Source organism: Nocardia sp. NBC_01377, from assembly GCF_045040005.1.
Taxonomy (GTDB): Bacteria; Actinomycetota; Actinomycetes; order Mycobacteriales; family Mycobacteriaceae; genus Nocardia; species Nocardia noduli.
On the sequence record NZ_CP109566.1, the window covers coordinates 5,483,008 to 5,502,699 of the forward strand.

The 19,692-nt window shown below is 68.7% G+C and carries 19 protein-coding genes; 11 read left to right on the plus strand and 8 right to left on the minus strand.

Annotated features, from left to right (window positions below):
- Positions 1-58 precede the first annotated feature (58 nt).
- Genes OG225_RS25195 through OG225_RS25205 form a run of 3 tightly spaced genes read left to right on the plus strand, consistent with a single transcriptional unit; the run spans position 59 to position 3,625 of the window.
- Entirely contained in the window at positions 59-379 is a 321-nt protein-coding gene (locus OG225_RS25195; RefSeq protein ID WP_216916506.1) for a hypothetical protein, read from the plus strand.
- 28 nt (positions 380-407) lie between these two features.
- Complete coding sequence (locus tag OG225_RS25200; protein ID WP_405177541.1) at positions 408-1,136, plus strand: ABC transporter ATP-binding protein; 729 nt, start codon at positions 408-410, stop codon at positions 1,134-1,136.
- Positions 1,133-3,625, plus strand: a complete 2,493-nt coding sequence (locus OG225_RS25205; RefSeq protein ID WP_405177542.1) for an FtsX-like permease family protein — start codon at positions 1,133-1,135, stop codon at positions 3,623-3,625. The genes OG225_RS25200 and OG225_RS25205 overlap by 4 nt, the downstream gene beginning before the upstream one ends.
- Positions 3,626-3,771: 146 nt before the next feature.
- On the opposite strand, the gene OG225_RS25210 is transcribed toward OG225_RS25205, so the two are convergent.
- Complete coding sequence (locus tag OG225_RS25210; protein ID WP_405177543.1) at positions 3,772-6,120, minus strand: protein kinase domain-containing protein; 2,349 nt, start codon at positions 6,118-6,120, stop codon at positions 3,772-3,774.
- 363 nt (positions 6,121-6,483) lie between these two features.
- Between OG225_RS25210 and OG225_RS25215 the strand changes: the two genes are divergently transcribed.
- The gene (locus OG225_RS25215; RefSeq protein WP_405183364.1) at positions 6,484-7,317 is read left to right on the plus strand and encodes a hypothetical protein; all 834 of its coding nucleotides are present in this window, start codon (positions 6,484-6,486) and stop codon (positions 7,315-7,317) included.
- 7 nt (positions 7,318-7,324) lie between these two features.
- Here the strand turns inward: OG225_RS25215 and OG225_RS25220 are convergent, their stop codons facing one another.
- Positions 7,325-7,990 carry a response regulator transcription factor gene (locus tag OG225_RS25220; protein ID WP_216914820.1) on the minus strand — a complete coding sequence of 222 codons (666 nt, stop codon included), beginning with the start codon at positions 7,988-7,990 and terminating at the stop codon, positions 7,325-7,327.
- 65 nt (positions 7,991-8,055) lie between these two features.
- Positions 8,056-9,273, minus strand: coding sequence for a sensor histidine kinase (locus OG225_RS25225; RefSeq protein WP_405177544.1), 1,218 nt, complete (start codon positions 9,271-9,273; stop codon positions 8,056-8,058).
- A 168-nt stretch (positions 9,274-9,441) separates the two neighbouring features.
- On the opposite strand from OG225_RS25225, the gene OG225_RS25230 reads away from it, so the two are divergent.
- The 6 genes from OG225_RS25230 to OG225_RS25255 all read left to right on the plus strand — a co-directional run bounded on the left by OG225_RS25230 (position 9,442) and on the right by OG225_RS25255 (position 14,420).
- On the plus strand, positions 9,442-10,218 hold the full coding sequence (locus tag OG225_RS25230) for a hypothetical protein (RefSeq protein WP_405177545.1): 777 nt from the start codon (positions 9,442-9,444) through the stop codon (positions 10,216-10,218).
- Positions 10,212-11,588 (plus strand): alpha/beta-hydrolase family protein, encoded by a 1,377-nt coding sequence (locus OG225_RS25235; RefSeq protein WP_405177546.1) that lies wholly within the window; start codon positions 10,212-10,214, stop codon positions 11,586-11,588. Before OG225_RS25230 ends, OG225_RS25235 begins: the two co-directional genes overlap by 7 nt.
- 98 nt (positions 11,589-11,686) lie before the next feature.
- Entirely contained in the window at positions 11,687-12,133 is a 447-nt protein-coding gene (locus tag OG225_RS25240) for an SRPBCC family protein (protein WP_405177547.1), read from the plus strand.
- 65 nt (positions 12,134-12,198) lie between these two features.
- Positions 12,199-12,702 carry a hypothetical protein gene (locus OG225_RS25245; RefSeq protein WP_405177548.1) on the plus strand — a complete coding sequence of 168 codons (504 nt, stop codon included), beginning with the start codon at positions 12,199-12,201 and terminating at the stop codon, positions 12,700-12,702.
- Positions 12,703-12,871: 169 nt separating this feature from the next.
- Positions 12,872-13,327, plus strand: coding sequence for an ATP-binding protein (locus OG225_RS25250; protein ID WP_254190439.1), 456 nt, complete (start codon positions 12,872-12,874; stop codon positions 13,325-13,327).
- A 112-nt stretch (positions 13,328-13,439) separates the two neighbouring features.
- Positions 13,440-14,420, plus strand: coding sequence for an anti-sigma factor RsbA family regulatory protein (locus tag OG225_RS25255; RefSeq protein WP_405177549.1), 981 nt, complete (start codon positions 13,440-13,442; stop codon positions 14,418-14,420).
- Here the strand turns inward: OG225_RS25255 and OG225_RS25260 are convergent.
- Complete coding sequence (locus OG225_RS25260) at positions 14,391-15,212, minus strand: RNA polymerase sigma factor SigF (protein ID WP_405177550.1); 822 nt, start codon at positions 15,210-15,212, stop codon at positions 14,391-14,393. The genes OG225_RS25255 and OG225_RS25260 overlap by 30 nt on opposite strands.
- Entirely contained in the window at positions 15,202-15,627 is a 426-nt protein-coding gene (locus tag OG225_RS25265; protein ID WP_216914832.1) for an ATP-binding protein, read from the minus strand. The genes OG225_RS25260 and OG225_RS25265 overlap by 11 nt, the downstream gene beginning before the upstream one ends.
- 247 nt (positions 15,628-15,874) lie before the next feature.
- Here OG225_RS25265 and OG225_RS25270 point away from each other — a divergent pair, with 247 nt between their 5' ends.
- Complete coding sequence (locus OG225_RS25270) at positions 15,875-16,225, plus strand: STAS domain-containing protein (RefSeq protein ID WP_405177551.1); 351 nt, start codon at positions 15,875-15,877, stop codon at positions 16,223-16,225.
- A 26-nt stretch (positions 16,226-16,251) separates the two neighbouring features.
- Here the strand turns inward: OG225_RS25270 and OG225_RS25275 are convergent, their stop codons facing one another.
- From OG225_RS25275 to OG225_RS25285, 3 genes are read right to left on the minus strand one after another with little or no spacing between them, the layout of a single operon-like run.
- Positions 16,252-16,695, minus strand: a complete 444-nt coding sequence (locus OG225_RS25275; protein WP_405177552.1) for a response regulator — start codon at positions 16,693-16,695, stop codon at positions 16,252-16,254.
- Positions 16,692-18,290 (minus strand): ATP-binding protein, encoded by a 1,599-nt coding sequence (locus tag OG225_RS25280; protein WP_405177553.1) that lies wholly within the window; start codon positions 18,288-18,290, stop codon positions 16,692-16,694. The genes OG225_RS25275 and OG225_RS25280 overlap by 4 nt, the downstream gene beginning before the upstream one ends.
- The gene (locus OG225_RS25285) at positions 18,287-19,567 is read right to left on the minus strand and encodes a PP2C family protein-serine/threonine phosphatase (protein WP_405177554.1); all 1,281 of its coding nucleotides are present in this window, start codon (positions 19,565-19,567) and stop codon (positions 18,287-18,289) included. The genes OG225_RS25280 and OG225_RS25285 overlap by 4 nt, the downstream gene beginning before the upstream one ends.
- Positions 19,568-19,692 lie beyond the last annotated feature (125 nt).

Genomic DNA, 19,692 nt, shown 5'->3' on the forward strand with positions numbered 1-19,692 from the left:
CCACCAGGCCCCGAAACGATCCGGGGCACCGCGGACGTCACACGGAAGGTCCGACGCCATGTCTTGGGAAGATCACCACCGCCGTTCCGACATCGTGCACACCGTCCTCGAGCGCGCCACGCTCGACCCGCACGACCCCGACCTGTTCGCCGGCATCCCGGATCTGGATCGCCTGTTCGGCGGACCCACCGGATTGCTGCTCACCCTGCGGCACCGCTGGAACAATCACCTGGCGGCGAAACTGGATCAGGCGCTCGCGCAGGGACAGTCCGATGCCGAGGCCTATCTCGAACTCCGCGGTGAACAACCGGCACTGCGCGCGCTGCTCGACGCCCAGTATGGTCACCGCGACTCCACCGCCGCGGCGATGGCCCGCTGACCAACGAAAGAGAAACGGGGGACCGACGATGCCGGAACCGGCCATGCTGGAACTGTCCGATATCACCAAGCGGTACCGGGTCGGCGGGCAGACGGTCGTCGCGCTCGACGGGATCGGCCTACGGATCGAATCCGGTGAATTCACCTCGATCATCGGACCTTCGGGGTCCGGGAAGAGCACGCTGCTGCACCTGCTCGGCGCGCTCGACAGTCCGGACGCGGGGTCGATCCGCTTCCGCGGCGAGGAGATCGGCGCGCTCGACGAAGAGCGTCAGTCCGAATTCCGCAGGCATCGCGTCGGTTTCGTCTTCCAGTTCTTCAATCTGCTGCCGACGCTGTCGGCCTGGGAGAACGTCGCGGTGCCGAAACTGCTGGACGGCACCGGATTACGCAAGGCCAAACCGCGCGCGCTGGAACTGCTGGACCGGGTCGGGCTCGGCGACCGCGCCGAACACCGACCGGCCGAACTGTCCGGCGGACAGATGCAGCGCGTCGCGGTGGCGCGGGCGCTGATCATGGATCCGCCGCTGATCCTCGCCGACGAACCCACCGGCAACCTCGACTCCAGCACCGGCGCTTCGATTCTCCGACTGCTCGGCGAGATCGCCGCCAACGGCAGTTCGGTGGTCATGGTGACCCACGACATGGGCGCGGTGGAGTACTGCGATCGCGTGATCACCCTGCGCGACGGCAAGATCAGGTCCAACGACAAGGTCGACCGGACGGCCGGATCGGGTGCCGACGCGGTGCGCGCATGATCGGGGCCGCCTGGGACCGGCTGCGGCTGTTCAATATTCGTGAACTGTTCGCACACCGCGGACGTTCGGCCATGTCACTGGCCGTCATGGCCATCTCGGCCGCGCTGCTCGTCGCGGTGCTCAGCATCTCCGGTTCGGTGACCGGATCGGTGGACCGGCTCACCAAGGCGTTGGGCGGCAAGGCCGAACTGGAGATCACCGGCATCACCGACGCGGGTTTCGACCAGTCGCTGCTCCCGGCCGTCGCGGCCACCCCCGGCGTCGATAAAGCGGTGCCCATGTTGCGCGCGCAACTCGGCAGCGGCGCCGACCGGGCGCTGCTGATCGGCGCGGACGCGAATATGGGCGCGCTCGGCAGCGAACTCGCAGGCCCGATGTCCGCACAGATCGGCAAGTTGTTCGCGGTGCCGAACGGGGTGCTGGTTGGCGCGGCGATGGGCAGGGCCGAAGGCGAGAGTTTCCCGCTGGGTTCCGGAACCGTCACGGCGGCGGGCGTTCTCGACGAGGACACCTCGGCCGAACTCAACGGCGGTCATATCGTCGCCGCCCCGCTCGGGCTGGCGCAGAAGCTCACCGACCGGGTCGGCCGCCTCGATTCGGTGCAGATCGTCGCCGTCGACGGCACCGATATCGGTGCGCTGCGCGCGCGACTGACCGAGGTGGTCGGTGGCCGCGCGGTGGTGGCGGATCCGAGTCTGCGCACCGTCCAAGCGGGCGGCGCGATCCAGATCGTGCGGTATTCGACGCTGATGTCGTCGGCCGCCGCGTTGATCGTCTCGGCGTTCCTCATCTACAACGCCATGAGTATGGCGATCGCCCAGCGCAGACCGATGCTGTCGCTGCTGCGAGCCATCGGAGGCAAACGCGCGCCGATGGTGCGCGATCTGCTCGTCGAGGCGGCGCTGCTCGGTGTGCTCGGCGGTGCGATCGGAGCGCTGATCGGCGTTTTCATGGGCCGAGTCGCGATCGGACGACTGCCCGCCGCCATCATGCAATCGGTCGAGGCGCGCACCGAGTACCTGGTGCCCGGCTACGCGATTCCGGTCGCGGTGGCCGCCTGCGTGGTGGCCAGTGTGTCCGCCGCGGGCATCGCCGCCAGGCAGGTCTACAAGGTCGAGCCGATCGAGGCGCTGGTACCGGTCGGTGTCGGCACTTCCGACGTGACGCGGCCGGTGCTTCGTTGGATCGCGATCGTCGTCGGTATCGCCGCGACCGTCGCGGCTGTCGCCATCGCCGAAACCGATCTGGGCCGGGTGTCGTTGGCCTCGATCTCCCTGTCGTTCAGCGCGGCGGTGGTGCTCTGCTTCGCGGCCACCGGGCCGATCGTGCGGGCCGCCGCCGCCATAGCCCGCCTGTTCGGCGCACCGGGCGCGCTCGGCGCGACCACCTTGGAGCGGGCGCCGCGGCGCGTGTGGGCGACGGCCATGACCGTCATGATCGGGGTCGCCGCCACCGTCGCCATGGGCGGGGCTTCACGCAATATGGTCGACTCGGCCACCGTCACGTTCGAGGAACTGGCGAAAACCGATATCTTCGTCAGTCCCAGCGCCATGGAGCAGTTCCCGACCGGGCCTCTGCTGCCGACCGGGCTCGGCGAGAAGATCGCGGCGCTGCCCGGGATCGAAGAGGTGAGCCCGGCGCAGATGGCCTTCGCCACCCTCGGCAGCGGACGGGTCATGTTGCAGGGCCTGCCCGCCGAAAGCGGCGATATCCGGGTCGCCGCGGTCGACCGTTCGCTGCTTCCTCGCATAGCGGCGGGCGAGGGAGTGGTCGTCTCCCGCGATGTCGCGCGGTCGCTTGATCTGGCACCGGGGTCGCCGGTGACGCTGCCGACGCCGACCGGAGCCCACACCGTCGAAGTGCTCCAGGTGATTCCGTACTTCAGCGCGGTCGCGGGTGTGGTCATCATGGATCTGGACCAGCTGCGGCAGTGGTACCAGCGGCCCGGCGAGACGATCCTGTCCATCGACCTCGAACCCGGGGCCGATCCGCAGGCCGTGATCGCCGATATCCGGTCGATCGCCCCGCCGGAGATGCACATCGACACCGGGCGGGCCGCCGTCACCGCCATCTCCTCCGGCGTGCGCCAGGGCTCGGCGATGAGCACAGCCATCCTGTGGATCGTGGTGCTCGTCGCGACCGTCGCCCTGCTCAACACGCTCATGCTCTCGGTGCTGGAACGCCGCCGCGAACTGGGGGTGCTGCGCGCCATGGGCACCGGGCGCAAATTCCTGCTGCGGTCGGTGCTGGCGGAGGCCGCGGGCATCGGAATCGTCGGCGCGGCACTGGGTCTGGCCGTCGGCACGGCGGTTCAATACCTGGCGACCGTCGCGATCGGGCACGCCATGACCATCGATATCGTCTACGCCCCGGGACCGCTGATCCTGATCTACGGACTGGCGGCGCTCGGCCTCGCCCTGCTCGGATCCATCCCGCCCGCACTGCGCGCCGCCCGCATGCCGATCGTGGAGGCGTTGGCGGCGGACTGAACGGCGTTCGCCTCGCGATGCACCAGCACTCGGTGCGCCGACACCGGATGTGGTGGCCGCCGAGCGGACGTGGGGAAGAAGGGGGCCGCCGTCCTCTGTGGGCCGCTCCGCGGAATACACCGGCGACCTGCTGGACATCGATGCGCTCACAGAGGGGCGGCGGACCACCATTCGGCGATATCCACGTCGGCGGAGGGTTGCAGGGATTGTGGGCTCTTCGAAGTGCCGCGGTGGCTGATGTAGAGGAGGTAGTCGGCGCGGGCCGGATCGTCCTCGAAGCTGACCACCATTTTCGCGGTGTAGAAGTACGGCTGCAACGGGCCGGGCGGGTCGGGCACGATCCACCCGTGACGGGTGTGGCGCGAGCCGCTCTTCAGACCGGGTGTTTCGGTGTGCGACGGCAGAGCCGCGACCGTCGCGCGCGCCGCCGCCGGGGACCGATAGCCGAGAATCGTGTAGCTCATATAGCTCTGGTCGTCGATCACGCGATCGCACTGCCACGCGATGGTCCACGAACTCGACCGCATCGGTTCGTCTCTCGGGACGAACCCGTCGTCCGGCTCGTAGGCCGTGCATTCGGCGTCCTGGTACCCCTCCCCCGCATCGACGCCACCCGGAGGCAGCAGCCGGGGGAATGCCCGCGTACTCGCCGTCAGCGGATCCGCCGCCCCCGAAGGCGTGACCGCGCGCGGACCCGATGTGGCGGGCGACGCCGCGGTATCGGAGGACTCCTCACCACCCATCACCACCGCGATCAACGCCACCGCCGCGACCACTACCGCCGCGACGGCCACCGCGAGCACCCCGATCAGCGCTCCCGTCATCCGCGATTTCCGCTGACCCCCACCATCCTGCGACGGCGGATACCCGACGGGTGGGCCCGCTCGATACCCCCGACCGCGCGGACCACCCGGCGCTCCAGCGAACGGCCCGTCCACCCCCGACCTCGAACCCCCCTGTCCCCCTCTGGGATCCGAGCCAGGGCCGGTCGACTCGGGATTCGACGGACCGACACCGGGACCCGACATCTCCGGATTCGGAGAACCACCGTAGGGAGCAGCGGTCCCCGAAAGCAGCGGACCTACACCTGCCCCGGCCGCCTCGGGATTCACCGGCCCCATTCCGGGGCCTGATACCTCCGGATTCGGCGGGCCGCCGTAGGGAGCTGCCGCCCCGGAAAGCAGCGGACCTACCCCCGAGTCCGCCGAATCAGGATTCGATGAACCGATCTGCTCCGGATTCGGACGACCGGCATCGGGGCCCGGATCTCCCTCGAAGCCGACATGCCCTGCCTTCGTGCCCCGATCCGAATTTCCTCCGGACCCCGAATCCTCCTCGGCCAGCTCGATATCCGCTCGATCGGCTTCGGAAGACCGCGCATCGCCGGTTCGCGGTGCCGGAAGTACGGATGCGGGGCCTTGCGGTGGTGCCTGATATGCGGGAGCCGGATTCTGCGGGGACGCGGGATGCGGAACCACGGGCGGGGCCGCGGGATGTGGGGCACCCGCGTACGGACCCCCGGGCTGCGGAGAAGCCGGATACGCAGGGGTGGCGGGCGGAAACTGTTGCGCGGGTGCGGGATACGCACCGGGATGCTGCGGCGGCACCACCGGATTCCCGCGCACGGCACCGGGTGGCGGCGTCGGCAGGCGGGGCCCGGACGTGGTGGTGAGAGCGTGTTTGGCGGCGGCGGCGAATTCGGCGCAGGTGTTGTATCGATGTTCGGGACGTTTGGCCATGCCCGCGGCGAGGACCGCGTCCAGCGCGGGGTTCAGGCCGCGGCGGCGCACGGCCAGTGGGGGGAGAGCGAGTTGGAGGTGTCCGTGGATGATGTCGGCGGGGTTGTCGGCGTCGAAGGGGCCGACACCGGCGAGCAGCCAGTACAGGGCGCAGGCCAGCGCGTACTGGTCGGTGCGCGGATCGAGGTGTCCGCCGGTCATCTGTTCGGGCGACGCGTAGGCGAGCGTTGCGGTGAACATGCCGGTCTGGGTGAGGTGGGTCGAATCCTCGCGCAGCCGGGCGATTCCGAAATCGGTGAGGAAGACCCGCTCGCCCTGCCCCACGCTGGAACGGGCCAGCATGATGTTGGCCGGTTTGACGTCGCGGTGCAGGACCCCCATGCCGTGCGCGTAGTCCAGCGCGTCGGCGACACCCTCGATGATCTGCACGGCGCGTTCCGGCGGCAGGGTCATCGGATTCACAGTCGCCGCGTCGACGCCGTCGATGTACTGCATGGCGATCCAGAGTTGGCCGTTCTCGGAACCACGGTCGTACACGGTGACGATGCTCGGGTGGTCCAGTTGCGCGGCGAGGTCGGCTTCGCGTTCGAACCTGGCGCGCACCTCGTTGTCGGTGTAGAGGTTCGGATTCAGCAGTTTCAGCGCGGTCTGGCGGGAGAACCGCGGATGACGTGCCAGGTACACCGATCCCATGCCGCCCTGACCGAGCAGTCGCTCGACGGTGTATCCGGCGAACACTTCACCGCTGTCGATCAACGCCGCCCCCTTCCGTGAACCAGCACAGAGAAGCGTAGCGAGTGCGCGACCGCTCTTCACCGCGTACGAGTTCCGGAGCCGAACGCACCTTCCGAGCCTACCCGTCGACCGCGTCACCTCGGGATTTCGAAATCTTCGCGATTATCGGGAAAACTAGGAGAGGGACGTCGTCGACGCGTTCGCGATTCGCGAAACGCACGAGGATGTTCCCGTCGTCCGGCATTCTTGCGGGTCGGCGAGATGAGGAGTGTTTCACCGCCGATGGCTCCGCGATGCGCTGGTGGTGGGGAGGACGCGGTGGTGAAGACGGCTCGAAACTTTCATGTCCCTCGATCGGTACTGCGCGGTACCGCTGTATTGGTGATGCTCACTCTGGCGTCCTGCGCGCTGTTCCCACAGCACAACGACGCGTCCGGCGCACCGGCGGTGACCCTGAGTTCCGGTGGGACATGGCGTTCGGGTTGGTCGGTCGCCAGGCCGGGATCGCTCGCCGCCGATTTCACCCAGTTGCAACCGATGCTGGCCGGGCAGGTCGGCGTGGCGATCATGCCGGTCGGTGGTGGCCGGATGACGGTCTTCGGCGACTGGACGACCGGGATCGCCTGGTCGACGATCAAGGTCCCGCTCGCCATCGCCGCGTTGCGCCACGATCCCGAGGGCGCGCGCGGCGACGCGGAGGCGGCGATCACCTATTCCGACAACGGCGCGGCCGAAGCGCTGTGGCAGTCACTCGGCGACGGCCTGGAGGCGGCGCAGGCGGTGCAGGACGTGCTCGACGAAGCGGGCGATCGCACCACCGGACTCGCAGGTCCGCGCACCACCCTGGACTACACCTCGTTCGGTTCGACCGAATGGACGCTGACCGAGCAGGCGCGTTTCGCCTCCAAACTGCCGTGCCTGTCCCAGACCGGTGAGGTGACCAGACTCATGGGCGAGATCACACCCGAACAGGGCTGGGGCCTGGGCACCATCGACGGCGCCGAATTCAAGGGCGGCTGGGGTCCCGACGACGAGACCGGGGTGTACACCGTCCGCCAGTTCGGCCTGATCCCCACCCCTTCCGGGCAGGTCGCCGTCGCCGTCGCCGCGCAGGCCGAATCGGGCACCTACGACGACGCCACCCTGCTGCTGGACCGGCTGGCCCGTCTGCTCGACCGACACCGCGAGGAATTGCGCGGCGGCGACTGTACGCGCTGAGCGCCGATCAGCCGGGGGTCACCAGCCCCGATTCGTAGGCCAGGACGACGGCCTGGGCTCGGTCGCGCAGACCGAGTTTCGAGAAGACCTTGGACACATGGGTTTTCACGGTCTGTTCGGCGACGAAGAGACTTTCCGCGATCTCGATATTGGACATGCCACGCGCGATCAGTTCCAGTACTTCGCGTTCGCGCGGGGTCAGCGAGGTGAGCGCGGGGGTCGGTTTGGCACGGGTCGCGGTGCGGCGACGGGTGACGTCGGCGATCAGCCTGCGGGTGACGGTGGGCGCGAGCAGCGCCTGCCCGTCGGCGACGACCCGGACCGCGCGCACCAATTCCTCGGCGGGCGCGTCCTTCAGCAGGAATCCGCTGGCGCCGATGCTCAGCGCCTCGTACACGTAGTCGTCGATGTCGAACGTCGTGAGCATGAGGACGCGCACCGGCGGATCGAATCCTGCGGCCAGGATGGCTCGGGCGGCGTCAAGGCCGTTCATCTCCGGCATCCTGACATCCATCAGCACCACGTCGGGGCGTAACCGCTTGGCCTCGGCCACCGCGATCTTCCCGTCCGCCGCGTCGCCCACCACGCTGATATCCGATTGGGCGGCGAGCAGGGCGCCGAATCCCTGGCGCACCATCGCCTGGTCGTCGGCGATCAAAACCGTAATAGCCACGCGCCCAGCGTAAGGCCCGCTGTTCGACACCGCGTTCCGCCGTCGCCGTGACCGTCCCCGACCTCCTAGGCGGACCGGACGGCGGGCATTTCGGCCGGAGCGCGCACCGGGTCGAGTGTGCCCGGACCGAGCGGCAGCCGGGCCTCGACCACGAAACCGCCGTCCGAGTTCGGGCCCGCGATCACCTCGCCGCCGACGGCGAGAGCGCGGGCCCGCATGCCCGCTATCCCGTGACCACCGTTGCCGACCGGACGCGCCGATTCGGTGCCCGCGTCGTTGGTGACCCGCAACGTCAGGTCGAGATCACAGACGATCAGCACCCGGACCGGCGCGCCGAGCGCGTGACGCGAGGCGTTCGACAGCGATTCCTGCGCGATCCGATACAGCGCGAGACCGGTCGTCTCGCCGATCGCCTCCAGGTCGCCGTTCACGGTCCACTCGATCGAGACGCCCGCGCGCCGCGCGCCCTCGAACAGGCCGACCACCTCGGTGGCCTTGGGCTGCGGCGCGGTTTCCGGCAGTTGGCCGTCGCTGCGCAGGACGCCGAGCATGCCCCTGATCTCGTTCAACGCCTCGCGGGCCGTGGCGCCGATGGAGTCGAATTCCGCGCGCGCGGCAGGGGTGACGCCCTCGACGCGGTAGGGCGCCGTCTGCGCCTGCACCACGACCAGCGACATGTGGTGGGCGATCACGTCGTGCAGGTCACGGGCGATCCGAGCCTTCTCCTCCAGAATCGCGCGGCGGGCGCGTTCGAGTTCGGTCTCCTCCTCTTGGCGCAGCAATTGCACGCGCGAGGACACCAGCCAGCGGACCAGCAGCGCGAACAGCACCACCGCGGACAGGGCGATCGGCCAGCCCCACGCCGCGCTCACCCCCTCGCCGGAGGTGGTGGTCGCGAACAGCAGCGAGGTGGCGAACCAGGCGATCGCGACGATCTGCATGGACGCGCGCAGACCCACCGCGAACAGCAACGCGATCAGCGACAGGATCTGCACCACCTGGAACGGCAGGTCGCTGCCCGGCTGATGCGGTATCGCCAACGCGATCACCAGCGCCGATCCGGCCGAGATTGCCCAGCCCAATGCCGGGTTGACCCGCACGAGCAGGATCGGGAAGACCGCCAACGCGGCGATGAACGGCTGCACCGCCACCGGAACCACGTGGGTGACGTGCAGTGTCGGCCACGCGACCGAAAACAGCACGAGTGCCGCGACCACGGTGCACACATCGATCCACATCCGTGCGCTCATCACCCTGAACCAGGCACGGCTTCGCTGTTCCATGACTACGACAGTAGAAACCCGGCCCGATCGCGCGCCTCATACCCGTGGGTGAATTCGCTCCCCGTACCCCGGGGTGAGGCGACAGGGCCGCTCCCCCGGTGGCGGGCGCGACGAACCGTGCCGCGGCGGGACGCCCGCCGGGGCGCGCGATTCCTAGCGTCGAGGACCATGAGCACCTCGAGCACCGCACGACGGGTGAACCCCGGATCCGACCGGGTCCACACCCGCGCTGCCGCCACTCCCAGCGCCGTCGTGCGGCGCTGCGCGGCGGTGACGGCCGTCGCGCTGACGGCGATCACCGCCACGGTCACCCTGGCCCCGGTGACGGGAGCCGTCACTGTCGACCGGCCGCCCGCCGTCGAGAACACCTCGGCCACACGGGCCGTCGCCGCGATCACCGACTCCGGAACCGGCGTGTTCGTCCTGCCCGACGATTTCACCTCGGTATTCGGGTACCGGCCGAGCACGATCGACGGTCTGCTGGTGAATCCCGGCGGCGACTGCTCCTCGCCGGTCCCGCTGCCCGCCGAATTCGATATCGCGTGCAAGGCGCATGATCTCGGCTACGACCTGCTGCGCTACGCGGACCTGCACGGCGAACCGCTCGGCCCGTGGGCCCGCCAGGCCATCGACACCACGCTCGACCTGCGGATGCGGCAGGCGTGCGCGGACCGCACCGGAACGGTCGGACGGGCGCGTTGCCGCACCATGGCCGATATCGCCGACGTGGCGGTGGATCTGAATTCACGCCGTCAGCACTACGGCGCACCGGTGGTCGAATCGCTGTTCGCGGGCTCGGGAGTGAGCGGGTGGCTGGTGGGAACCATCGGGCTGGGCGTCGCCGGTATGGCGGTTCTGCTGCGGTTCCTGCTCGACGCGATGCGTCGCGGGACCGCCACGAGCGAGCCGACGCGGTTCGCCGCGGTGGGATGCGCGCCGTGGTGACGCACAGGCGGTCGTGGGCGCGGATCGGGCACGGCGGTCGGCTGCTACGCCCACGGATCGGGACGACGCTCGCGGCCGGTGCGGGTGTACTGGCGTCCCTTTCCCCGGGACTGCTCCCCCGCACGTCGGGCGCGCAGGCGATTCTCACCGGACTGCTCGTCGCGATAGCACTCGGCGTCGCCGGACTCGTCCGTTTCACGGTGCGCCGCAAGGGTTTCGACACCGATGTCCACTTCGCCGCCTACCGTGGGCCGTTACTCGCGCTCACCGTCGTGCTCGTGGTCGCCGCGGTCGCGCAGGCGGGCCACTGGCAGAACGGTCTGCGGGCCGCGATGGGCACCGCGCTCATCGGCCCCGGGTACTGGGTGCGCTGCGGAGTGGGCGCCGCGCTGATCGCCGGGCTCGGCCTCGGATTCGCACGCGGTGTCGGTCGAGTACTGCGTCGGCTCGGTGCGGCGCGCGGCGTCGCGGTCACGGTCGCGGCGGCGGTCCTCGGCGGTGCGATCGTCGCGCCGACGGTGGCCGAATGGCGCTACGGGGTCTACGCGGCGGCCAACGCCACCGTCGATCCCACGGTGACGCCGCCGGTGTCGTCCGGCAGATCGGGTACCGCGACGTCCGCCGTGAGTTGGTCCTCGCTGGGCAGCCAGGGTCGCAGATTCGTCGCGGACGGACCCGACGGGCCGATCCGCGTCTACGTGGGACTCGAATCGGCGCCGGATCTCGACGCCAGGGTGGCACTCGCGCTCGCGGAACTGGAACGGTCCGGCGGTTTCCGGCGCGGCAATATCGTCGTCACCGTCCCCACCGGCTCGGGATGGATCGACGCCGACGCGGCCGTCGGGTTCACCGAACGTTTCGGCGACGACGTCGCACTGGTCGGCTTGCAGTATTCCTTCGCGCCGAGCTGGGCGACATTCGTCTTCGGTCGTGAGGAGGCCACTTCCTCGGCCCGCGCGCTGTTCACCGCGATCGAGCGGCGTCTCGCCGGCGACACCCACCCGCCGCGCCTGTTCGTCTACGGGCAGAGTCTCGGGGCGCTGGGCGGTAGTGCGCTGTTCACCGACGACGCCGATCAGGACCGTCGGACCTGCGCCGCGCTGTGGGCCGGTCCGCCCGCGGGCGATGTGCACCACGGCCGCGCGACGATCCTGGCCAACAGCTCGGACCCGGTGGTGCACTGGTCGCCGTCGCTGCTGTGGCGCGCCCCCGACCTCGACGACGTCCGGGTCGACGCACCGATTCCGCCCTGGCTGCCGGTGCTGAGTTTCGTCCAGACTACCGCCGACCTGCTGTCGGCTCTCGACGCGCCGACCGGCCACGGCCACCGCTACGGCACCGACCAGGGCACGAGTATGGGCAACTGCTGAGGGGCAACTGCTGAGGGGCAACTGCTGAGGGGCGACTGCTGAGGAGTACTACTACATCGAACCTTGCCCCCGAGTAGAACTTGTTCTAATTTTCTCCCATGGGCTTTGTCATCGACGCCGCGGTCTACATCGACGCTCCCGCCGACCTGGTGTGGCAGGTGATCACCGATCTCCCGCGCTACGGCGAGTGGAATCCGTTCGTGAAACGGTGCGAGAGCACCCTCGAACCGGGAGCGCCGATCGATATGCTCGTCACCGTCATCGGCTCGGCCGCGCGTAAACAGCGCGAATGGATCCGCACCAACATTCCCGGCCGCGAACTGAGCTACTCGATGAAGCCGGTACCGGCGGGCGCCCTGCGCAGCCTGCGCTCGCACACCGTCACCCCGGCCGGAGAGCACCGCACCCGCTACGAATCCCATTTCGAACTCGACGGCTGGCTGCATCCCGTCGTCGCCGCGATCCTCGGCCGTAATCTGCGCCACGGTTTCGAGGGGATGGCGGCCGGGATCCAGCTCAGGGCCGAATCCCTGCGCACCGGCTGAGAGCCCCCCGGGCCGATCGGACCCGACGCCGTTTGGCACCGTCCCGGTCGGGCACCCGCACGAATGTGGGAGCGACGCATTCGAGGAAGACGACCCTGCCCGCCGTCGTCGCGTTCGCCGTCGCGGCAGCGGCACTCGGCGCGGGCCCGGCGGCGGCTCGGGACGAACCCCCGGCCGTCGGCGGCGGCTCGGGAATAGTGATCGATCAGCGGGCCACCTGCACGCTGACCACCGTGGGCCACGACGCCGCGGGCCGGTTGGTCGGGCGGACCGCCGGGCATTGCGGTGAGCCGGGGGCCGCGGTGTCGGCCGAGGCGGATCCGGCTCAGGGCGTGATCGGCAGATTCGTTCGGACGAATCACGCATTGGACTATGCCGTCATCGCGTTCGATCCGGATCGGATCAGTCCGGTGAACCGGGTCGGCACGCTGTCCATCGCCGATATCGGCGCACCGGCCCAATTCCCGAACGTGGTGTGCAAGAAAGGCCGGACCACCGGCAATACCTGCGGGGTCACCTGGGGTGATCTCGCCGGACCCGAGGTCGGAGCCGGATTCCGACCGATCTGACCGCGTGTCGGCGACCGGCGCGAAAGGGACGTGGAGCACACGATTCGATCACATGTGACGGGGTAATCGACCGACAAGATATCGACCGATTCTTCCAGTGAACCAGAGGTTCCGGGCCGGGCAGCCGCCCGATATTCGGGGTCGGCGGGTAATAGGTGGTGAGGTAGACATGCAATCGGCTTCGGAAACCCTGTCCGACACGACCACCGTCCGAATCCAGGTACCGGCACGGCGCGAACACCTCGCTTTGATGCGGGCACTCGCGGACGCGGTGACCGTCGATGCCGAATTCCGTCCCGAGGACATCGCCGATATCCGGCTCGTCCTCAACGAGGTGGCGACGGCACTCGTCGTCGACGCGGTGCCCGGATCGATGATCGACTGCCGCTTCACCTACGACAAGGACCGCATGTCGGTCGAGGTCGACTCCGCGGCCTGGGCGAACCGCGGGGTGACACAACGCGATTTCGCGTGGCGCATCGTCCGCACGCTCACCCATGACGCCACCGCCAGCCAGGAGCCGTTCGACATCACCGTCTCCGGATATCCGACCCATGTCGAATTCGATTGGCGGCGAGGCGCACCGACGACGAACGAGAGCATCGACCGTGGTGATCAGGACTGAGGCCGAGCGCGGGTTCGCGCACCGTCGCGGCGGTGCGTCGCCCACATCGGCGAGATGGGAGGATACGGTGACAGAGGCAACACTGGCTCGATACCCACGTAACGGACACCCCATGACCGTCACCGAAACCGGCGCGACCCGCGAATTCTCGCACCCTGCCCTGTTCTACGACGGCGACGACGAGTACCTGGCGGCCCTGGTTCCCTTCATTCGCGAAGGCCTCGCCCTCGGTGAACCGGTCGCCGTCGCGGTGCCCGACGCCAAACTCCGTCTGTTGCGCGCGGCGCTGGGCGATTCGGCGGCAGAGGTGACGTGGGTCGAGATGGAGCGGGAAGGCCGCAATCCCGGCCGGATCATCGCGACGGTGCTGCGCGCCTTCGCCGACGAACATCCCGGCGCGCACGTCCGCATCATCGGCGAACCCGTCTGGGCGGGACGGACCGAACTCGAGTACCCCGCCTGCGCCCAGCACGAGGCCCTGATCAATCCCGCGTTCGCCGGACGCGAGGTGACGATCGTCTGTCCTTACGATCTCGCCGCGCTCGGCGCCGAGGTCATCGCCGACGCCAATGCCTCCCACCCGACGCTCTGGCGGGGGGATCGCCGCACCACCAGCCCGGAGTACGACCCGGACGCCGTGATCGAGCGCCACAACCGGGCGATCCCGACACCGGAGGGCGCGGCGGAACTCACCGTCGCCGAATTCGCCGATATGGGCACCGCGCGCCGGTGGGCCGCCGAACACGGCACACGCCTCGGATTCGACGACGCGCGACTGGGCGATCTGGAATTGATCGTGACCGAGTTGGCCACCAACAGCCTGTGCCACGGTAAAGGGCCGTCGTCGGTCCGGCTCTGGACCGACGGCGACCACCTCGTCTGCGAAGTGCACGACTTCGGACGTTTCGACGACGCGCTCGCCGGGCGCAGACCCGCCCGCGCCGGGGTGATCGGCGGCCGGGGTCTGCTGCTCGTGCACCGGCTCTGCGATCTGGTTCGCACCCACGCCGCCCCGGACGGCACCACCCAGTACGCGATGATGGCGCTCAGCCCGGCGCAGCGATCAGTCGCGCATCGCCTGCTCGCGCAGTGAACTCAGGGTCTTGGTGAGAATCCGCGAGACCTGCATCTGCGAACAGCCGAGTCGCTCGGCGATCTCGATCTGCGTCAGCGAATCGAAGAAGCGCCAAACCAGCACCTGTCGCTGCCGTTCGGGAAGCGCGGCGATGAGCGGACGGACGGCCAGGTAGTCCTCGACCGAATCGTAGTTCGTGTCGTCGGCCCCCAGCGTGTCGAGCACCGAGGCGGGGGTGTTGTCGGAATCGCCGCCCTCGGGGGTGGGGTCGATCGGCGTGCTCTGGTAGGCGTTCCTGGCGATCAGCGCCTGGGTGACCTCGGTCAGATCCGCGCCGATCTCCTCGGCGATCTCGCGCGCCCGTGGCATCCGGCCCAGTTCGTGGGTCAGTTTCTCGGTCGCCGGTCCGATGGTCTGCTGGATCTCCTTGAGTCTGCGCGGTACCCGCACGGCCCAGGTGTGATCGCGGAAATGCCGCCTGACCTCGCCCATGATGGTCGGCACCGCGAAGGAGAGGAACGAGGCGCCGTAGGACGGATCGAATCGGTCGACCGCCTGGACCATGCCGACGCGAGCGATCTGCAACAGGTCGTCGAAATTCTCGCCGCGGCCGGAGAACCGGCGGGCGATATTGGCCGCCAGCGGAAGACAGCGCTCGATGATGTCCTGACGCGACGCGGCACGGGCCGGATCGTCGGCGTCGAACTCCGCGAGCCGGGCGAACATCGGTTCCAGGTTGTCGTAACTCTCGGTACCCGAATGACTTCGACGCTGCTCCGGTCTCGAGCGCGGTTCGGCGCTATCGGCCATCGGTGCCGCCGCGCGCCCATTCGAAATCGACGACCACCGGATAGCCGCTGCGGGCCGCGTCGAACTCGGTCTGCGTCGCATTGACCGACCGGGTCAGCGTGCGCACGATATGCCAGCCGAAACTGTCCTGACTGGGCGGAGTCTGCGATGCCGAGACCGAATGCACCCGCACCCGCATGGCGGCGGCGTCGTGGTAGGTGAACCGACAGTCGATGGTCGAATCGGGCACCGCGTCGAGAATGAGTCCGGTCGCGATCTCGTCCAGCGCCAACCGGATGTCGGTGACCTCGTCCACGGCGAAATCCGCCATGAAAGCCACGGTTTCGACGAGTGCACGCAGCATGGCCAGTTGTTCGAGCTGCGCGGGCACTCGGACCTCGATCGTGGTCGAGTTATCCGTGGTCCACTCTGCCATTGCTACCGCCTCATCGAGATGTAGAGCCTCCGGGGCGGCCAGAATAACTCTGTCTCGCCGGGGAACAGAACCAGGGGCGTACGGTGGCCCGGAGTCGGGTAAGTTGACCACGAAGGCTCATCCTCTGCGCCGCATTCGGATTCGGCAGAGGTTCGATCGGCAGCGGAGGTAGTGCAGTGAACGCGACCGTGAGCGCACCGTGTGTGCGCATTGGTTCCGGCACGCGCGACGCGCGGGTGACGGCCCGATGAGCGCCGAGGGTAAGCACCTGCTCCTCGAGGTGGAACGCACCTCCGTCGGCTCGACGGCGGTGCTCACGGTGAGTGGTGAAGTCGACGTGGCCTCCGCGCCGCAGTTGCAGTCGGCCATCGACGAGGCGATGCGCGAGCAGCCTCCGGTGCTGGTCGTGGACCTGTCCGGTGTCGGTTTCTTCGGATCCGCCGGACTGAGCGTGCTGCTCGTCGCCACCGAGGCCGCGCCCTCGGGCGGGCTCAGGGTGGTGGCATCGGATCAGGTGCGCAGGCCGATCGAGGTGACCGGTCTGGACAAACTGCTCGCCGTCTTCGACACCGTGGATCGCGCCGTCGACGCGAACTGAGCGCGGCTCCGGCCGCCGCGCGCCGATCACCGGCGCTGCGGCAGCCGGACCACCTGGACGAAGAAATCGTCGATCTGCTTGATGGCCGCGATGAACTGATCCAGATCGACCGGTTTGGTCACGTAGGCGTTGGCGTGCAATTTGTAGCTGCGCAGGATGTCCTCCTCGGCCGAGGAGGTCGTCAGCACCACGACCGGGATATGCGCGAGATCCGGGTCGGATTTGACCTTCTCCAGAACCTGCCTGCCGTCGTATTTCGGCAGGTTGAGGTCGAGCAGGATCAGGTCTGGACGCGGCGCTTCGGCGTGCGGGCCCTGGCGGTAGAGGAATTCGAGCGCCTCCTCGCCGTCGTGCGCGACATGCAGGGTGTTGCCGATCCGGTTGTCCTCGAACGCCTCCCTCGTCATCAATTCGTCGCCCGGATCGTCTTCGACGAGCAGGATGTCGATGGGTCTGGCTTCGATGGTCACGTAGTGAACTCCTTCTCGGATGACGGTGTCGGCTCGGCGAGGGTGAAAACGAATCGGGTGCCGCCGGAATAGTCGGTGTCGAGCCTGATACGTCCGCCGTGGTACTCGACGATCTTCTTGCTCAGTGCCAATCCGATTCCCGTCCCACTGTATTCGTCGCGGCTGTGCAGGCGCTGAAAGATGACGAACACCTTGTCGGCGAACTCCGGTGAGATACCTATCCCGTTGTCGGCCACCGTGAACTGCCGCACACCGTCGGCGTCGGTGTCGTGTTCGATACGCACGACCGGCGCGCGGTCCGGGCTGCGGAATTTGATCGCGTTGCCGACCAGGTTCTGCCAAAGCATGACCAGCAGTGTCGGATCGCCGGTGATCTCGGGCAGGGTCTCGGGCCGGACGATCGTGGCCGCGGTGTCCTCGATCGCCGCGGCGAGGTTGTCGACGGCCTTGCCGAGCGCGTGGTCGAGCGCGACGGGTTCGGTGCGGTCGTTGATCCGGCCGACGCGGGAGAAGGTGAGCAGGTCGTTGATCAGGACCTGCATCCGTTTGGCGCCGTCGACCGCGTAGTCGATGTACTGCCTGGCCCGGTCGTCGAGTTGATCGCCGTAGCGTTTCTCCAGCAACTGGCAGAACGAGGCCACCTTGCGCAGCGGCTCCTGGAGGTCGTGGGAGGCCACATACGCGAACTGTTCGAGTTCGGCGTTGGACCGGCGCAGTTCGACCGTCTGCGAGTCCAGATCGGCCGCCTGCCGCGCCAACTGCGTCTCCTGGACCCGCGACGAGGCCAGTTCCGCGACGATCCGACGGCGCATACTCTCGACCGCCTCGGCGACCGTCGCGAGATCCGACGGCCCGCGCGCGGTGATGCGGTGGTCGAAATCACCACCGGCGACCAGCAGCGAGGCCTTCTCCAGCTCGTCGAGGGGCCGGGCCACCAGCCGCCGGATCAGCACCGTCAACACGACGCTGGTCAGCAGAAAGGCCACGATCATGCCGGTGAGCACGACGTCGCGGACCGCGCGCGCGTGTCGGAGTTCGTCGCGATCACGGTCCGCGACGGCGGCCAGGCCCTCGTTCTGCGCGGTGAACCGCAGCCGGAGTTCGTCGAACAGGGTCTTACCCCGCGCCACGACCGCCGCCTGGACCGTCGGGCGCGCGGCGGACGGTGTGACACCGGCGGCGAGGGGTTCGGCGTAGGTGTCGCGCCACAGCGCGGCGGCGCTTTCCACCGCGTCGAGATCGGCGAGCAGCGCGGGACGGCCCGCCAGCAGTTCGCGCAGTCGCGCCGTCGACCGCGCCTGCTGCGCTCGGCCTTCCAGATACGGCGTGAAGAACTGGGGGTCGGCGGTGATGGCGTAACCGCGGATTCCGGTCTCCTGGTCGACCAGGGCCGTCTGTAGGCGGTAGGCCTCGGTGGCGGCGGGTTGGACGTAGTCGAGCACGCGGTCGGCGACCCGATTGGTCTGCGCGATGAGCGCGGCGCCCGCGACGGTGGACACGAGTACCAGCAGTGCCATCAGTCCGAGAACCAGCTGAAACCAGGTCTGTACCGTCAGCCTGCCCGCGAGCCCGCGTCTCGGCGAACTCGAGATCATCGACCGCCGCTCCCGGTTCCCTGCTCGGTACTCCACTTCAGGTACAGAACGGCCACGTCGTCGGCGAGTCCGCCGTGTCCGGCAGCGAGCGCTTCGGCCTGTTCGATCAGCGCGTCGACGAAATCCGCAGGCGCGGGTCCGCTCAGGCCGCGCGCCAGGTTCAGCAGCCCGTCCTCGCCGAGGCGCTCGGAACCTGGGCCGATATGCCCTTCGAACAGGCCGTCGGTGAACAGCATCAACCCGGCCCCGACCGGGACCAGCAATTCCTGTTCCGGCCAATTCGCCTGTCCGGGAAGGAATCCGAGGGCGGGTCCGCCCGGCACCTCGATCATGTCGACCTCGCCGCCCCGGCACAGGAACATGCCGTGATGGCCCGCGCGCAACACCCGCGCGGCGCGCACGCCCGGATCGAGTACGAGTGTGGTCACGGTGGCGAAGGTGCGCCGTCCGGTGCGTTCGGCGAGCAGCACCTCTTCCAGCAGACCCAGTTGCCTCGGCCCGGTGATCCCGCTCAGAACCAGTGTGCGCCAAGCCAATCGGAGCGCGACACCGATCGCCGCCTCGTCGGGTCCGTGCCCGGCGATATCACCGATCAGCGCGTGCACGGTGCCGTCCGCGAGCTGGACCACGTCGTAGAAATCACCGCCGAGCAGGGCTTTGACCCGGCCCGGGCGGTAGCGGGCCACCACGTCGATCACCCGCTCGCCGCGTAACAGCGGTTTCGGGAGCAGCCCGCGCTCGAGTCGCGCGTTCTCCTCGGCCCGCAGCTGACTCAGGCGCAGTGCGGCGGCGGCGAGTTCGGTCTGTTTACGCTGGATCGCGTAACGGATTGCGCGCCCGAATAATTCGGGCTCCACCCGGCCCTTGACCAGATAGTCCTGCGCACCGGCGGCGACGGCGGCCAGACCGGTCTGCTCCTGATCCAGACCGGTCAGCACGACGACGGGGACCTGGTCGGTGTAGTCGTGGATGCTCGCGAGCGCGTCGAGACCGTGGGCGTCGGGCAGGTTCAGATCGAGCAGGACGCAGTCGGGCAGGCCTTCGGCGAGCCGTTCACCGGCCTGAGCTATCGAATTCGCCCACACCAGCCGGACCCCGGGAGCCCCGTCGGCGATCAGTTCCTCGACCAGGAGCGCGTCGGCGGCGTCGTCCTCGACCAGGAGCACCAGCGGCTCGGGCTTGTGCCACACTCCGGCACCGATGGGGTCCAGTGTGGTCTCCGATCCGGAGAGGTCGGCCGCGGCACGGCCCATTCCCTCTTTACGCCCGGAAAGCATCGCACGATCTCCTTCTCGTCCAGCGATGGATACTCACCGTCGTGGCACGCGGCAGAGCTCGCGATGCCGTGCGGCCGCCGTCAGCGGGCGGACACGGGCACCAGGGCAACCCTAGACGACGCCCG

Excerpts from the sequence above, each read along its gene's own strand:
- OG225_RS25195 (WP_216916506.1), top strand. The coding sequence starts at position 59 with ATGTCTTGGGAAGATCACCACCGCCGTTCCGACATCGTGCACACCGTC.
- OG225_RS25200 (WP_405177541.1), top strand. The coding sequence starts at position 408 with ATGCCGGAACCGGCCATGCTGGAACTGTCCGATATCACCAAGCGGTAC.
- OG225_RS25205 (WP_405177542.1), top strand. The coding sequence starts at position 1,133 with ATGATCGGGGCCGCCTGGGACCGGCTGCGGCTGTTCAATATTCGTGAA.
- OG225_RS25215 (WP_405183364.1), top strand. The coding sequence starts at position 6,484 with ATGCTCACTCTGGCGTCCTGCGCGCTGTTCCCACAGCACAACGACGCG.
- OG225_RS25225 (WP_405177544.1), bottom strand. The coding sequence starts at position 9,273 with ATGGAACAGCGAAGCCGTGCCTGGTTCAGGGTGATGAGCGCACGGATG.
- OG225_RS25230 (WP_405177545.1), top strand. The coding sequence starts at position 9,442 with ATGAGCACCTCGAGCACCGCACGACGGGTGAACCCCGGATCCGACCGG.
- OG225_RS25240 (WP_405177547.1), top strand. The coding sequence starts at position 11,687 with ATGGGCTTTGTCATCGACGCCGCGGTCTACATCGACGCTCCCGCCGAC.
- OG225_RS25250 (WP_254190439.1), top strand. The coding sequence starts at position 12,872 with ATGCAATCGGCTTCGGAAACCCTGTCCGACACGACCACCGTCCGAATC.
- OG225_RS25255 (WP_405177549.1), top strand. The coding sequence starts at position 13,440 with ATGACCGTCACCGAAACCGGCGCGACCCGCGAATTCTCGCACCCTGCC.
- OG225_RS25260 (WP_405177550.1), bottom strand. The coding sequence starts at position 15,212 with ATGGCCGATAGCGCCGAACCGCGCTCGAGACCGGAGCAGCGTCGAAGT.
- OG225_RS25265 (WP_216914832.1), bottom strand. The coding sequence starts at position 15,627 with ATGGCAGAGTGGACCACGGATAACTCGACCACGATCGAGGTCCGAGTG.
- OG225_RS25270 (WP_405177551.1), top strand. The coding sequence starts at position 15,875 with ATGAGCGCCGAGGGTAAGCACCTGCTCCTCGAGGTGGAACGCACCTCC.
- OG225_RS25280 (WP_405177553.1), bottom strand. The coding sequence starts at position 18,290 with ATGATCTCGAGTTCGCCGAGACGCGGGCTCGCGGGCAGGCTGACGGTA.
- OG225_RS25285 (WP_405177554.1), bottom strand. The coding sequence starts at position 19,567 with ATGCTTTCCGGGCGTAAAGAGGGAATGGGCCGTGCCGCGGCCGACCTC.